The following is a 12,405-nucleotide window of genomic DNA, read 5'->3' as shown; positions in this document are numbered from 1 at the left end:
ATCAAATAATGAAAGAAAGTACCTTCCTGAATATTATTGATCCTGTTAAGGATAAAATGTATAGAATGGCGCTAAGACTGTTAACTTCTAAAGAAGCAGCCGAGGATGCTACTCAGGAAGCGATTCTTAAATTATGGAACCGCAAAGATAAAATCAAGCATTATGCCAATATCGAAGCTTTTGCTATGACAGTCACTAAAAACTACTGTTTGGATCAATTAAAATTGAAACAGAACAATAATTTGCGCATCGTTCATCAAAATTATGAAAGTAACCAGGCTTCCCTGCAATCTGAAATTGAGGTTAATGACGAGATGGAATGGTTAGGCAAGATTGTTGCCACGTTGCCAGAACAGCAGAAAATGATATTTCAACTTAGGGATGTTGAACAGTATGAATATGATGAGATCGCGAAGATTATGGAGATGAACCAGACAGCTATAAGAGTGGCTTTGTCCAGAGCTAGAAAGGCGATCAGAGAAAATTTAATAAAAAAACATAACTATGGAATTAGATAAAATAGAGAGACTTCTGGAGCGCTACGAGGATGGTGAGACTACCCTGGCAGAAGAAAAGCAGCTTAGGGAGTATTTTCTAAATGCTGAGGTTCCGGAACATTTGAGAAGTTATAAGCTTATGTTTCTTTATTCAGCAAAACAAAGAGAACATACTTATGACGGTAAAACAGAATCAAGAACTAAAAGAAATTGGTATACCTGGACTTCAATTGCCGCCATTCTTGTTGTTGCCGTGGGAATCTTCTTTTTCAATGATTCTTCAAGATCTTTAAATTCTAATGACCTTGGAACCATAAGTGATGAAGAGATAGCCCTCCAGAAAACAAAAGAAACATTGAATATGGTATCTCAGTTTATGAATCAGGGAAAATCTGATCTCGTATACCTTAAAGAATTTAATAACACAAAAAATAAAATAATAGAAATTGAACCTTAAAACCAGAAATCATGAATAGAATAATAGTAAGTCTTTTGTTGGCATTGGCGCCATTCTTTATGCAGTCCCAAAGCTTTGATAAGTATGAGGATATGAAAGACGTAGACGCCATGGTCATGACCAGTAAGATGTTTAAAATGCTGGCAAAAGTAGATCTTAGCGAGAACGATCCTGAATCCAGGGAATATATGAAGCTCATTGAAAATCTTGATCGCATTCAGATCTTTAAATCTTCAAACTCCAATGTAAGGTCTCAGATGGAAACCGATGTCAAATCTTATTTACAAAAAGGTTCTTTGGAAGAATTAATGAGAGTCAATGATAACGGTCAGAATATTAAATTTTACTCATTACCAGGTAAAAATGATAATTATGTAAGAGAATTATTCATGTATCTGGAAGGTTCAGAAGGTGATAAGCCAATGACAGTTATTTTGAGTATTACCGGGGAAATAGATCTTTCCCAGTTATCTAAACTTACTTCAGATCTTAAAGTACCTGGAGCGGAAGAATTAAAAAAAGCCAACAAAAAATCATAAACCATGAAATCAATCAAATTATTATTTGCAATAGCATTTACGAGCGTTTTAATTTCCTGTGAGAACGATAAATCTTTACAGAAATACTACGTGGAAAACCAGGAAGACACCGATTTCCTTGCTCTGGATATCCCAACAAGTATGTTTACCAATAGTGAATCCCTGGAAGCTGAAGAAAAAGCGACTTTGGAAAGTATCAAAAAGATCAATGTTCTCGCCTTGAAAAAGGAAGAGAATCCTGAAAAATTTGAGGAAGAGAAAATGAAATTATCTGAAATTTTCAAAGATGAAAAATATCAATTGCTAATGAAGTATGGTGGTGGAGACCGTAAAGCTGAACTGTATTTTACAGGAGAAGAAGATGCAATTGATGAATTGATCGTTTTTGGTTATGATGATGCACAGGGATTGGGGGTAGCCAGAGTTCTTGGAAAAGATATGAATCCGCAAAAGATCATGCAGCTTATGAAATCCCTTGACGGAAACAACATTGATGTGGAAGGATTAAAAGGTTTAGGGCAAATATTTGGTGATTCATCAAAAGAGAAAGATTCGATTAAAGTAGAAACTAGAATTGAACTTGGAAATACAAATAAAGACTCTACAGATCAAAATAGCACTACCGAAATGTAGTTTGTGATTAGTTGAAAAGAAAAAGCCCCGATTCCGGGGCTTTTTTAATTATATACCAGTATAGTTTTGCGGTGTTATCTTATGAAGTTCTTTTTTGATATCATCAGAAACATCTAACTGATCAATAAATTGTGACATGCTTTTTTCAGTGATCTTTTCATTAGTCCTGGTTAGTCCTTTCAACGCCTCATAAGGATTTTTAAAACCTTCTCTACGTAGAATGGTCTGAATTGCTTCCGCTACAACGGCCCAATTATTTTCAAGGTCTTCATTCAGCTTCTCTTCGTTAAGTAATAATTTATTTAGTCCTTTTAAGGTAGATTTGAAAGCAATGATGGTATGACCAATTGGAACGCCAATATTTCTTAGAACCGTACTATCTGTAAGGTCTCTCTGCAGCCTGCTAACCGGTAACTTAGCTGAAAGATGTTCAAACACGGCATTAGCAATCCCTAGATTTCCTTCGCTGTTCTCAAAATCTATAGGATTTACTTTATGAGGCATAGCAGAAGAACCAATTTCCCCTTTTTTGATCTTCTGCTTGAAGTAATCCATCGACACGTAGGTCCAGATGTCCCTATCCAGATCCAGCAGAATGTTGTTTATTCTTTTAAGTCCATCGAACAATGCGGCCATATGGTCATAATGTTCAATTTGCGTGGTAGGGAAGGAGTGGTATAAACCAAGCTTGTTTTCTAAAAAATTTGTCCCGAATTTTTTCCAGTCATGCTTAGGAAAAGCGACTTTATGAGCATTATAATTACCAGTTGCACCACCAAATTTAGCTGCATGTGGAATTTGTTTCAAAAGTTTTATCTGCTCATTCAGCCTTTCTACATAAACCTGTACTTCTTTCCCAAGTCGTGTTGGAGAAGCTGGCTGACCATGAGTTCTTGCTAAAAGAGGAATATCTTTCCATTCAGAAGCAAGAGATTTTAATTTCTCTACGATCTCTTTCAATTCCGGAAAATAAACGTCTTCAATAGCATCTTTTAAACTTAATGGTATTGCAGTATTGTTTATATCCTGGGAAGTAAGCCCGAAGTGAATGAATTCCTTGGAAGTTTCCATACCAAGTTTACCAAACTCTTCCTTCAGAAAATATTCTACCGCCTTAACATCATGATTCGTGACTTTTTCGATCTTTTTCACTGCCTGTGCGTCGATGGCTGTAAAATTGGTGTAAAGCTCCCTTAGCTTTTGGAAATTTTCAGTGTTAACATCCTGAAGTTGAGGTAATTTTTCCTCATAAAGCGCAATGAAATATTCAACTTCAACCTGAATTCGATATTTAATTAGTGCTTCTTCGCTGAAATAGGCTGATAATTGTTTCGTTTTAGACCTGTAGCGTCCATCTATGGGTGAAACTGCAGTAAGGGATGTCATGTTGTGTTTTTAAAATTAAAACGGTAAAGATACCGCTTCAATTGGTACTAAAAAACTGAAGCTTTAAATTACTTAAATTCTAACTATCAAACCGAAATATTGTTAATTATAATCTATAACTAAGATAATTTATGTCTCCTCTTTTAAAAGCCTTTTGACTAATTGCGGTACACCTTCCACGGCAGTTTTTTGGATGATCTCCAGGTTTTTACCTTCTGAAATATTGGGTTTTGGATCTATAAAATATATAGGTGCGTAATGCGGTGCAAAGTCTACCAGACCCGCCGCCGGATATACCTGCATGGAAGTTCCTATTACGATCACTTTATCTGCGGTTTCAGCAAGCTGCGCCGCTTTTTGAAACATGGGAACTGCTTCGCCAAACCAAACTACATGCGGTCTTAACTGGTGATGATGTTCGCAAAAATCCCCGACTTTAATATCTTTTTTCCAGTCCATCACAAGATCTTCGTCAAAAGTGCTTCTGGCTTTAAGTAGTTCACCATGAAGGTGAGTCACATTTTTACTTCCTGCTCTTTCATGGAGGTCATCAATATTCTGAGTTACGATCTCCACGTCGTATGCCTTTTGTAAATCAACTAAAGCATGGTGGGCGGCGTTAGGTTCTACCTTTAATAATTGCCTTCGCCGCTGATTGTAAAAATCGAGAACCAGCTCCATATCGTTTTCCCAGCCAAGCGGTGATGCTACTTCCATAACATCATGACCTTCCCAAAGACCATCAGCGTCACGAAAAGTTTTAATGCCACTTTCTGCGCTAATTCCGGCGCCGGTTAATACCAGTATTTTTTTCATAGAGAACCAGATTCGTTCTGAAAAAGTTAAGGCTTTTAAATTTTTCAGGATCTAAAAATTTAAAAAAATTGTTTCCAATAAATCCTTAAGGATATTAACCGAATTTTTAATTTTACCTCCGGATGGAAGAACAGAAAATCTTAGAATATCTTCAGGAATACCTTACTCCAAGAAGAAAGGCCTTATTTGAAAAGGTCCTCGCTCAAAGAACAGATCATATCACCGTAGTGGCGCAGGATGTTTATCAGCTTCATAACACGAGTGCGGTAGTGCGTAGTTGTGATGTATTCGGAATTCAAAATATCCATGTGATCGAAGAGAAAATTCCGAGAAGAATAGATAAGGAGATAGCAATGGGTGCTCAGAAATGGGTAGATATCAATAGATATAATTCTGCAAAAGATTGTTTAAAAACCTTAGGAGCAAAAGGATATCGCATCATCGCCACAAGTCCTCATGATGAATCTTACATGCTGGAAGATTTTGATATATCTCAGCCAGCGGCGCTTTTCTTTGGAACAGAAAGAGATGGGTTGTCTGATGAAATTCTGGAAGAGGCAGATGATACTATTAAGATTCCCATGGTTGGTTTCACGGAAAGTTTGAACATTTCGGTTTCAGCAGCTATTATATTGCAAAGTCTTACTACAAAGCTCAGGAATTCAGATGTGAAGTGGCAGTTTACTGAAGAAGAGAAAAATAAAATCAGAATGGACTGGACCAGGAAAACAGTGAAAAATTCAGATGAGATCCTTGAACGCTTCCTTAATCAGTAATTATTTGTAACTTTTAATCGCCTTTAAAGCTATTTCATGACCCTGTTTTTTTATTTGATCATAGCGCTTATTACCTTTTTCGCTTTCCTACACGCCTGGGTGAAAAAGGATTATGACATAAGCCGAACTGTGGTAATCAATAAACCTCGCGAAGAGGTTTTTACATTTGTACGGCAACTTAAAAATCAGCCGTTATGGAATCCCTGGTTTCAGAGAGATCCTAATGCAGTTCTTAAGTATAAAGGAGACGATGGTAAGGTTGGAGCAAGTTTTTACTGGAAAGGTAATGGAAAGGCTGGTGAAGGAATTCAGAGAATAACGAAAGCCAAACAGGGAAGGGTTTTCGAATCAAAGATCCTATTCATAAAACCTGTAAAGGTAAACGCGCTTACTTATATAGGAGTAAAGGAAATTGAAGCTGAAAAGACTAAAATGGTTTGGGGAGCAAGAGGTCACCTGGCATTTCCGCTTACGATCATCAGCATTTTTTATTCACCTGAAAAAGCACTCGGAGAGAAATTTGACCAGGGCCTTAAGGATCTTAAAAAGCTCCTAGAAAGCCGTTAATTTTTCTGAAGTACTTTATATTCTTCGTAGCAGCTATTAATAGCATCTAAAATCTGAAGGTCATTTGCCGTTTTCATGAAATCTTCCGAATAATTACAATTATTCAAAATCTCATCTATTTCAGCTCGATTAACCTGGAGCAATGCCATTAGGGTTTCGCGATCAAATTTATTACGCAGTAATTCCCTGATGTTATCGTCTTTTTTCATTTGTCGAAGCTTGCGCATCTGCCGTGGCCTGGTTCCGAAAATATTATAGACAAGATCAGCTGGATTGGAGAGTGATCGGAGTGCTTTAGTAACAGCGCTCGGAGAACCGTCTCCACCTTCATAACCGCTATTCAAACCGGAAATGCTATATCTATAGTTGTCGTAAATTGGAATATTCTTCGCGTCAATTTCCAGATACCCGGTAAGTTTTACTGAATTTACGGTAACTTCTTCCAGAGCAAAACCTAGTTCGGTCATTTTTACCTTTACATTCCCATACTTCAACCAGTCATTTGTGACCCGAACTCGAATAGATCTAAATCCTAAATATGAAAAATATAGAGTGTCGTTAACGGTAGCCTGTAATTCAAATTCACCGTTTTCACCGGTTACCGCTCCTTTAACCTGGTTCAGGTTTACAATATGGACGTTCTCAATTGGCTTGTCGTTCGCAGCATTCATTACAGTTCCTGTAACAATATCCTGTGCAGACATGATCCCTGTAGTAAGGAGTAAAAATAGGAGTAAAGCGTTTTTCATAACAATCAGGGCTAAAAATAAAAAATCCTCATAAAAAACAATGCCAAACTTATAGATTAAGTTTGGCATTAATTTTATTGATTAGGCTTTAGACCTTCTTCTCTTAACTGAGTTTTCGATATTCTTATTTCGGCTTCCTTTTCTTGGTCCTTTTTTATCGTTTCTATCAGATCTTTTTCTCTTGCCGAATTTTCCACCGTTATCATTGAAACTTTTTCCGTTTCTTTTTCCGCCACCGCGTTCTCTCTTTCGGCCACCTCTGTCAGATTTCTGGTCTTTAGTAACTTCTACATTTACGAATCTTCCGTTATGGTTGAATTCGCTAAAAGTCTTCAGAATAAGGTCTGTATGTTGCTCGTCTGTATTGAAGAATGAGAAACTCGCTTTTACATCCACTTTAAAAACATCATCTCTTCCTAGATTTAATTGCTCTTTAAGGAAATCTTTAAGGCTCATCCAGTCAAAACCATCCTTAGAACCAACATTGATGAAATACCTAGTATTTCCTTCTGAAACTACCGGTCTTCCGCCAACTGTTTCCGAACTAAGATCGGGTGCTTTTTGATAATAATTAAAGAATCTTGTAAATTCTACCGAGAAGAATTTTTTGATCAATTCTTCTTTCGTGAAATCTTCAAGTGCTTCATTAATTGTTGGAAGGTAAGGATCAATTTCATGGTTGATCTCTGTCTTCTTGATATCATTCGCTAAGTGGAATAGCTGAGTTTTACAAATTTCTTTTCCATCAGGGATTTCTTTCTGCTCAAAGCTCTGCTGAATGATCTTTTCAATAGTTCTGATCTTTCTTACCTCACTTTTTGAAATGATCACCATGGATACACCACTTTTACCTGCACGTCCTGTTCTACCACTACGGTGAGTATAAGTTTCAATTTCATCTGGCAACTGGTAATTGATCACATGTGTTATATCATCTACATCAATTCCACGAGCCGCAACATCTGTAGCAACCAGCATCTGGATCTGGCGGGTTCTGAAACTCTTCATTACCAGGTCACGCTGATTCTGACTTAGATCTCCGTGCAATGCAGCAGCGTTATATCCGTCCTCGATCAGTTTTTCAGCAACTTTTTGCGTATCTCTTTTCGTTCTACAGAAAATCACAGAAAATATATCCGGATTTGCATCAGCCAAACGTTTTAAAGCATCATAACGATTTCGATGGTTCACCAGGTAATATTCGTGAGAAACATTAGAAGTTCCCATATTCTTGGATCCTACAGTGATCTCTACAGGATCTTTCATGAATTTCTTAGCGATCTTCGCAACCTCTTTTGGCATTGTTGCAGAAAATAGCCACGTTTTCTTTTCTTTTGGAGTATGAGAGAGGATGCTTTTAATATCCTCATAGAATCCCATATTCAGCATTTCGTCAGCCTCATCCAGCACACAATAGCTGATAGAAGAGATATTGGCAAGATTTCTCCTTATCATATCCTGCATTCTTCCTGGAGTAGCCACGATAATTTGAGCTCCTCTTTCTATGGACCTTGCCTGGTCTGTAATGCTTGCGCCACCATAAACTGCAACTACGTTCAAAGATTTTTTATACTTTGAGTAGTTTTTTATTTCATTGGTGATCTGTAAACAAAGTTCTCTTGTTGGCGATAATATTAATGCTTGAGTCTTTTTAGAATTCTGATCGATCTTTTGAATAAGTGGAAATCCGAAAGCGGCTGTTTTACCAGTTCCGGTTTGAGCCAGGGAAACAAGATCTGTTTCTTTTTCTAATAATAGTGGGATTGATTTTTCCTGTACTTCACTTGGAGTTTCAAACCCCATGTCTTGTATGGCCTTAAGCAAATCTGCGTCAAGTCCAAGTTTTTGGAATGCGTTCATTCGTTTTAAATAAGTATTCGATTATATCATGTAAGTGTTACATAAGAAGCGAATCGACATACTTAAACCTAAACTTCCAGCAACACATCCTCACCCTGAGGAATTTTCAAGCGGCAAATGTACGCTTTTATTTCAGACTAACTACTAAATAAATGGTTTATTAAATTACTGAAAATCAGCGATTAAAATTAAATTGCTAAAATTCGAGGTTTATTTGGTTAGATATTCAACCAATTCTCTAAAGGCGATACCACGATGGCTGATTTTGGCTTTCTCACCCATATCCATTTCAGCAAAGCTTTTAGAATAACCTTTCGGTTGGAAAATAGGGTCGTATCCAAAACCACTATTTCCAGTTTTCTCTTCCAGAATAGTTCCTTCGCAAATTCCGGTAAAAAGATTCTGATTTCCTTTTAGGTTTAATGCGATCACCGTTTTGAACCGGGCAGTCCTATCATCTCTTTTTTTCAATTGGTCCAGCAACTTCTCAATATTAGCATCGTCATTTTTTTCTTCTCCGGCATATCTTGCAGAAAATACTCCCGGAGCGCCTGCTAGAGATTCAACCTCGAGGCCAGTGTCATCAGCAAAACAATCATAACCGTAATGATTTCGAACATATTCTGCTTTGATCATTGCATTTTCATCAATCGTATCCCCGGTTTCTTCAATATCTTCGTCACAACCAATATCTGTAAGCGATAGAAGCTCTATATGAGAGGGTAGCATACTTTTGATTTCCTTGAATTTATTAGGGTTATGGGTAGCGAAAACTAATTTCATAAATATTTTATCTGTGGTGATAAGGTTCGTTTTTTAGAATAGTAAAGGCACGGTATAGCTGTTCAGTAAAGAATAGTCTAACCATTTGGTGTGAAAATGTCATTTTAGAAAGCGATATTTTTGAATCGGCCCTCTGGTAGACATCTTCTGAAAAACCGTAAGGTCCTCCAATTACAAAAATGAGTCTTTTTAATCCGGTATTCATCCTTTTTTGAAGATATTCTGAAAATGCTTCCGAAGTGAATTGCTTTCCATTTTCATCAAGGATCACCAAAAAATCTGAATTTTGAACTTCTGAAAGTATTAAATCCCCCTCTTTAGACTTCTGCTGATTCTCATCCAGGTTTTTAGTTTTTTTGAGATCAGGAATAATTTCAAGTTCAAACTTTATATAATGTTGCAACCTATCTGAATAAACTTTGATAAGATTATCAAGTTCCCGTTTATCTGTTTTTCCAATACAGACTAATTTTATTGTCATCCCGTGATTTTAGTACAGACTTTACTACATTTACAAAAATAAGCAGAGAAAATGATCTCACCGGAACAATTCGAAAAAGAAATTGAATTAATTATTAAAAATGCAATAAGGGAAGATATTGGTGATGGAGATCACAGTTCCCTTGCATGCATTCCTGAAAGCGCTACCGGGAAAGCGAAATTGCTAGTTAAAGATCAAGGAATTCTTGCCGGAGTTGAATTTGCTAAAAGAGTTTTTCAGTATGTAGATGAGGATCTTAAACTGGATATCAGGATAAAAGATGGGGAAACTATCAAAAGAGGCGATATTGCCTTTTATGTGGAAGGATCTTCTCAATCGATTTTAAAAGCCGAAAGACTTGTTTTAAATGCTATGCAAAGAATGAGTTGCATCGCAACAAAAACCTCAGAATTTGCAGAAAAATTAGAAGGTACTAAAACAAAGATTCTGGATACAAGGAAAACGACACCCGGGATTAGGGCATTGGAAAAATGGGCTGTAAAGATCGGCGGTGGAGAAAATCACAGGTTCGCGCTTTATGATATGATCATGCTGAAAGACAATCACATTGATTTTGCAGGAGGAATCACAAAGGCTATTGATAAAACAAAGGCTTATCTTAAGCAGAAAAATCTGGACCTTAAAATTATAGTTGAGGCCAGAAATTTGAATGAGATAAAAGAAATTCTGAAATCTGACGGTATCTACAGGATTTTAATAGATAATTTCAACTACGAAGATACCCGAAAAGCTGTAGACCTTATCAATGGAAAATGTCTGACAGAATCGAGTGGTGGAATCACTCTTGAAACTGCTAAAAATTATGCCGAGTGCGGAGTAGATTTTATTTCCAGCGGCGCTTTGACACATTCGGTTCATAATCTTGATCTTAGCTTAAAAGCCGTATAATATGGCCCCACAAAAAGCGATCAAATCTAAACTCGAAGAATTTTCAGATTGGTGGAAGAGAAAGACCAAAAAGATCATTCTTCCGGGGCTTGAAGGTTTATCGCTTTATAATTTATGGGTTATTTATTGGGGAGGGATCGTACGCGGAACATTCTCTACCAGGGCCAGCTCTATTGCATTTAGCTTCTTTATGGCCATCTTTCCATTTCTACTTTTTGTACTGAATCTGATTCCTTATATCACCTTTATTGATGATTTCCAGATTGAGTTCCTTTTATTCATGGATACTTTACTGCCGCCCGAGACTTCAGATTTTTTCGGAAACATTTTTGAGGATATTGCCAGTACACCGCGAGGAGGACTATTATCGGTGGCTTTTATATTATCTATATTTTTAATGACCAATGGCGTGAATGCTATTTTTACCGGATTTGAATTCAGTTATCATACCAGAACCAATAGATCAATTCCTCGTCAATATGCTGTCGCTGTGGGGGTTTCGCTTATATTGGCACTGTTGTTGCTTATATCTGTAATAAGCGCCGTTTACCTGACCTATGCTATAGATGATCTTAGCGATCTCGGGATTGTGAATCCAGATGGTTTTGGAGCGAACCTTATTAAATATATAGGCTTTGTGATTTTGATCTATACAGCCGTTGCTATTTTATATTATTTTGGAACAAGAGAAGCGAGACAGGCCCGGTTCTTTTCAGTAGGAGCTTTATTTACTACTATTCTAATAATGATCACAACGGTATTGTTTAGTATATATATCACAAACTTTTCAAATTATAATGAATTATACGGCTCTATTGGAGCATTATTGATCTTAATGTTTTATATATGGCTGAATTCCAATATGTTGCTTTTAGGTTTTGAACTAAACGCATCTTTAATCAAACTGAAGAAAAATTTTAAATAACTTTAATCAATTAAAAACCAAATTTATAATGAAAACTATTATCGTTGCTATTGTTGCCTTTATGAGTATAGGCGTTGTATCTGCTCAAACTGAAGTAGGTGGAGTAAATCTTCCAAATTCTGAAACTTACCAGGGCCAGACATTAACCTTGAATGGAGCCGGTGTTCGTGAAAAATTATGGATCGATCTTTATGCTGGTGGATTATATCTTTCACAGAAATCTTCTAATGCTTCAGAAATTGTTTCTGCAGATAAAGCTATGAGTATCAAATTGCATATCGTTTCAAAATTGATCACCAGCGATAAAATGGTGGAAGCTGTAAACGAAGGTTTTGAAAATTCTACCAATGGAAAAACAAAACCATTGGCTGCTAAAATTGATAAGTTCAAAAGTTTTTTCATGGCCGAGATTAAAAAGAATGATGTTTTTGATATCGTTTATATCCCAGGAACAGGAGTAACTGCTTATAAAAATGATAAGGAATTAGGTACTATTGAAGGAATGGATTTCAAAAAGGCATTATTCGGAATTTGGTTATCTAATAACCCGGCAGATGACGACCTGAAAGAAGCCATGCTTGGTAAGTAATATGAAACTCACGCTACTATTAGCATTCTCACTTGGATTTTTCAATCTGGTTCATTCTCAGGAAGTGACCGGCAGATGGGAAAATAGGAATGAAGAAGGAAAGGTGAATTCCATTATTGAAGTCTTCGAAAAGAATGGAAAGATATATGGGAAAGTAGACCGGATAATGAGAGAAGAAGACAGGGACAGGCTTTGCACTAAATGTGAAGGCGATTTAAAAAATGTTCCCGTCGAGGGGATGGAGTTGATGAAAGGTCTGGAAAAAGAAGGTGAAGAATATGTTGGTGGTACCATTGTGGATCCTAAAACAGGAAAAGAATATCGCTGTAAAATTTGGCTTGATGAAGATGATCCAGATATTTTGAAGATCAGAGGTTATATTTCTTTGTTTTACAAAACTAAGACCTGGCGCAGAGCCGAATAATATTTTATTAAACA

Annotated in this window: 16 protein-coding genes; 10 read left to right on the top strand and 6 right to left on the bottom strand. The window is 36.7% G+C overall.

The window, feature by feature from the left end; translation table 11 throughout:
- The first annotated feature begins 8 nt into the window (after positions 1-8).
- The 4 genes from AC2S94_RS13940 to AC2S94_RS13925 are packed head-to-tail and all read left to right on the top strand — an operon-like array spanning position 9 to position 2,126.
- The gene (locus tag AC2S94_RS13940; protein WP_484629160.1) at positions 9-518 is read left to right on the top strand and encodes an RNA polymerase sigma factor; all 510 of its coding nucleotides are present in this window, start codon (positions 9-11) and stop codon (positions 516-518) included.
- Positions 505-954, top strand: a complete 450-nt coding sequence (locus AC2S94_RS13935; protein ID WP_484629159.1) for a hypothetical protein — start codon at positions 505-507, stop codon at positions 952-954. Before AC2S94_RS13940 ends, AC2S94_RS13935 begins: the two co-directional genes overlap by 14 nt.
- A gap of 11 nt (positions 955-965) precedes the next feature.
- Positions 966-1,493, top strand: coding sequence for a DUF4252 domain-containing protein (locus AC2S94_RS13930; RefSeq protein ID WP_484629158.1), 528 nt, complete (start codon positions 966-968; stop codon positions 1,491-1,493).
- Between the two features lie 3 nt (positions 1,494-1,496).
- Positions 1,497-2,126 (top strand): DUF4252 domain-containing protein, encoded by a 630-nt coding sequence (locus tag AC2S94_RS13925; protein WP_484629157.1) that lies wholly within the window; start codon positions 1,497-1,499, stop codon positions 2,124-2,126.
- Between the two features lie 48 nt (positions 2,127-2,174).
- Here the strand turns inward: AC2S94_RS13925 and purB are convergent, their stop codons facing one another.
- Both purB and AC2S94_RS13915 read right to left on the bottom strand, forming a co-directional pair.
- Positions 2,175-3,512 carry an adenylosuccinate lyase gene (gene purB, locus AC2S94_RS13920; protein ID WP_484629156.1) on the bottom strand — a complete coding sequence of 446 codons (1,338 nt, stop codon included), beginning with the start codon at positions 3,510-3,512 and terminating at the stop codon, positions 2,175-2,177.
- A 129-nt stretch (positions 3,513-3,641) separates the two neighbouring features.
- A complete protein-coding gene (locus tag AC2S94_RS13915; protein WP_484629155.1) occupies positions 3,642-4,328 on the bottom strand; it encodes an SIR2 family NAD-dependent protein deacylase in 687 nt (228 codons plus the stop codon).
- Between the two features lie 122 nt (positions 4,329-4,450).
- Here AC2S94_RS13915 and AC2S94_RS13910 point away from each other — a divergent pair, with 122 nt between their 5' ends.
- Positions 4,451-5,104: a TrmH family RNA methyltransferase gene (locus tag AC2S94_RS13910; RefSeq protein ID WP_484629154.1), complete on the top strand. Its 654-nt coding sequence runs from the start codon at positions 4,451-4,453 to the stop codon at positions 5,102-5,104.
- A gap of 36 nt (positions 5,105-5,140) precedes the next feature.
- On the top strand, positions 5,141-5,671 hold the full coding sequence (locus tag AC2S94_RS13905) for an SRPBCC family protein (protein WP_484629153.1): 531 nt from the start codon (positions 5,141-5,143) through the stop codon (positions 5,669-5,671).
- Here AC2S94_RS13905 and AC2S94_RS13900 read toward each other — a convergent pair.
- From AC2S94_RS13900 to rlmH, 4 genes are all read right to left on the bottom strand, one after another.
- The gene (locus AC2S94_RS13900; protein ID WP_484629152.1) at positions 5,668-6,420 is read right to left on the bottom strand and encodes a carboxypeptidase-like regulatory domain-containing protein; all 753 of its coding nucleotides are present in this window, start codon (positions 6,418-6,420) and stop codon (positions 5,668-5,670) included. The two genes, AC2S94_RS13905 and AC2S94_RS13900, sit on opposite strands and share 4 nt — an antisense overlap.
- A gap of 81 nt (positions 6,421-6,501) precedes the next feature.
- Complete coding sequence (locus tag AC2S94_RS13895; RefSeq protein ID WP_484629151.1) at positions 6,502-8,280, bottom strand: DEAD/DEAH box helicase; 1,779 nt, start codon at positions 8,278-8,280, stop codon at positions 6,502-6,504.
- A 210-nt stretch (positions 8,281-8,490) separates the two neighbouring features.
- Positions 8,491-9,063: a non-canonical purine NTP diphosphatase gene (locus tag AC2S94_RS13890; RefSeq protein WP_484629150.1), complete on the bottom strand. Its 573-nt coding sequence runs from the start codon at positions 9,061-9,063 to the stop codon at positions 8,491-8,493.
- A gap of 7 nt (positions 9,064-9,070) precedes the next feature.
- A complete protein-coding gene (gene rlmH, locus AC2S94_RS13885; RefSeq protein WP_484629149.1) occupies positions 9,071-9,544 on the bottom strand; it encodes a 23S rRNA (pseudouridine(1915)-N(3))-methyltransferase RlmH in 474 nt (157 codons plus the stop codon).
- 51 nt (positions 9,545-9,595) lie between these two features.
- Between rlmH and nadC the strand changes: the two genes are divergently transcribed.
- Genes nadC through AC2S94_RS13865 form a run of 4 tightly spaced genes read left to right on the top strand, consistent with a single transcriptional unit; the run spans position 9,596 to position 12,391 of the window.
- A complete protein-coding gene (nadC, locus tag AC2S94_RS13880; protein ID WP_484629148.1) occupies positions 9,596-10,453 on the top strand; it encodes a carboxylating nicotinate-nucleotide diphosphorylase in 858 nt (285 codons plus the stop codon).
- A gap of 1 nt (position 10,454) precedes the next feature.
- Complete coding sequence (locus tag AC2S94_RS13875; protein ID WP_484629147.1) at positions 10,455-11,378, top strand: YihY/virulence factor BrkB family protein; 924 nt, start codon at positions 10,455-10,457, stop codon at positions 11,376-11,378.
- A 28-nt stretch (positions 11,379-11,406) separates the two neighbouring features.
- Positions 11,407-11,967, top strand: coding sequence for a chalcone isomerase family protein (locus AC2S94_RS13870; RefSeq protein ID WP_484629146.1), 561 nt, complete (start codon positions 11,407-11,409; stop codon positions 11,965-11,967).
- Between the two features lies 1 nt (position 11,968).
- Positions 11,969-12,391 (top strand): DUF2147 domain-containing protein, encoded by a 423-nt coding sequence (locus AC2S94_RS13865; protein ID WP_484629145.1) that lies wholly within the window; start codon positions 11,969-11,971, stop codon positions 12,389-12,391.
- The last annotated feature ends 14 nt before the right edge of the window (positions 12,392-12,405 follow it).

This window comes from Christiangramia pacifica, assembly GCF_057221535.1.
This window is presented reverse-complemented; position numbering and strand designations above follow the sequence as displayed.

What these genes read in the sequence shown, in the direction of transcription:
- AC2S94_RS13910 (WP_484629154.1), top strand. Translation starts at nt 4,451, where the DNA reads ATGGAAGAACAGAAAATCTTAGAATATCTTCAGGAATACCTTACTCCA.
- AC2S94_RS13925 (WP_484629157.1), top strand. Translation starts at nt 1,497, where the DNA reads ATGAAATCAATCAAATTATTATTTGCAATAGCATTTACGAGCGTTTTA.
- purB (WP_484629156.1), bottom strand. Translation starts at nt 3,512, where the DNA reads ATGACATCCCTTACTGCAGTTTCACCCATAGATGGACGCTACAGGTCT.
- AC2S94_RS13935 (WP_484629159.1), top strand. Translation starts at nt 505, where the DNA reads ATGGAATTAGATAAAATAGAGAGACTTCTGGAGCGCTACGAGGATGGT.
- AC2S94_RS13900 (WP_484629152.1), bottom strand. Translation starts at nt 6,420, where the DNA reads ATGAAAAACGCTTTACTCCTATTTTTACTCCTTACTACAGGGATCATG.
- AC2S94_RS13905 (WP_484629153.1), top strand. Translation starts at nt 5,141, where the DNA reads ATGACCCTGTTTTTTTATTTGATCATAGCGCTTATTACCTTTTTCGCT.
- AC2S94_RS13875 (WP_484629147.1), top strand. Translation starts at nt 10,455, where the DNA reads ATGGCCCCACAAAAAGCGATCAAATCTAAACTCGAAGAATTTTCAGAT.
- AC2S94_RS13940 (WP_484629160.1), top strand. Translation starts at nt 9, where the DNA reads ATGAAAGAAAGTACCTTCCTGAATATTATTGATCCTGTTAAGGATAAA.
- rlmH (WP_484629149.1), bottom strand. Translation starts at nt 9,544, where the DNA reads ATGACAATAAAATTAGTCTGTATTGGAAAAACAGATAAACGGGAACTT.
- AC2S94_RS13865 (WP_484629145.1), top strand. Translation starts at nt 11,969, where the DNA reads ATGAAACTCACGCTACTATTAGCATTCTCACTTGGATTTTTCAATCTG.
- AC2S94_RS13890 (WP_484629150.1), bottom strand. Translation starts at nt 9,063, where the DNA reads ATGAAATTAGTTTTCGCTACCCATAACCCTAATAAATTCAAGGAAATC.
- AC2S94_RS13895 (WP_484629151.1), bottom strand. Translation starts at nt 8,280, where the DNA reads ATGAACGCATTCCAAAAACTTGGACTTGACGCAGATTTGCTTAAGGCC.
- AC2S94_RS13870 (WP_484629146.1), top strand. Translation starts at nt 11,407, where the DNA reads ATGAAAACTATTATCGTTGCTATTGTTGCCTTTATGAGTATAGGCGTT.
- AC2S94_RS13930 (WP_484629158.1), top strand. Translation starts at nt 966, where the DNA reads ATGAATAGAATAATAGTAAGTCTTTTGTTGGCATTGGCGCCATTCTTT.
- AC2S94_RS13915 (WP_484629155.1), bottom strand. Translation starts at nt 4,328, where the DNA reads ATGAAAAAAATACTGGTATTAACCGGCGCCGGAATTAGCGCAGAAAGT.
- nadC (WP_484629148.1), top strand. Translation starts at nt 9,596, where the DNA reads ATGATCTCACCGGAACAATTCGAAAAAGAAATTGAATTAATTATTAAA.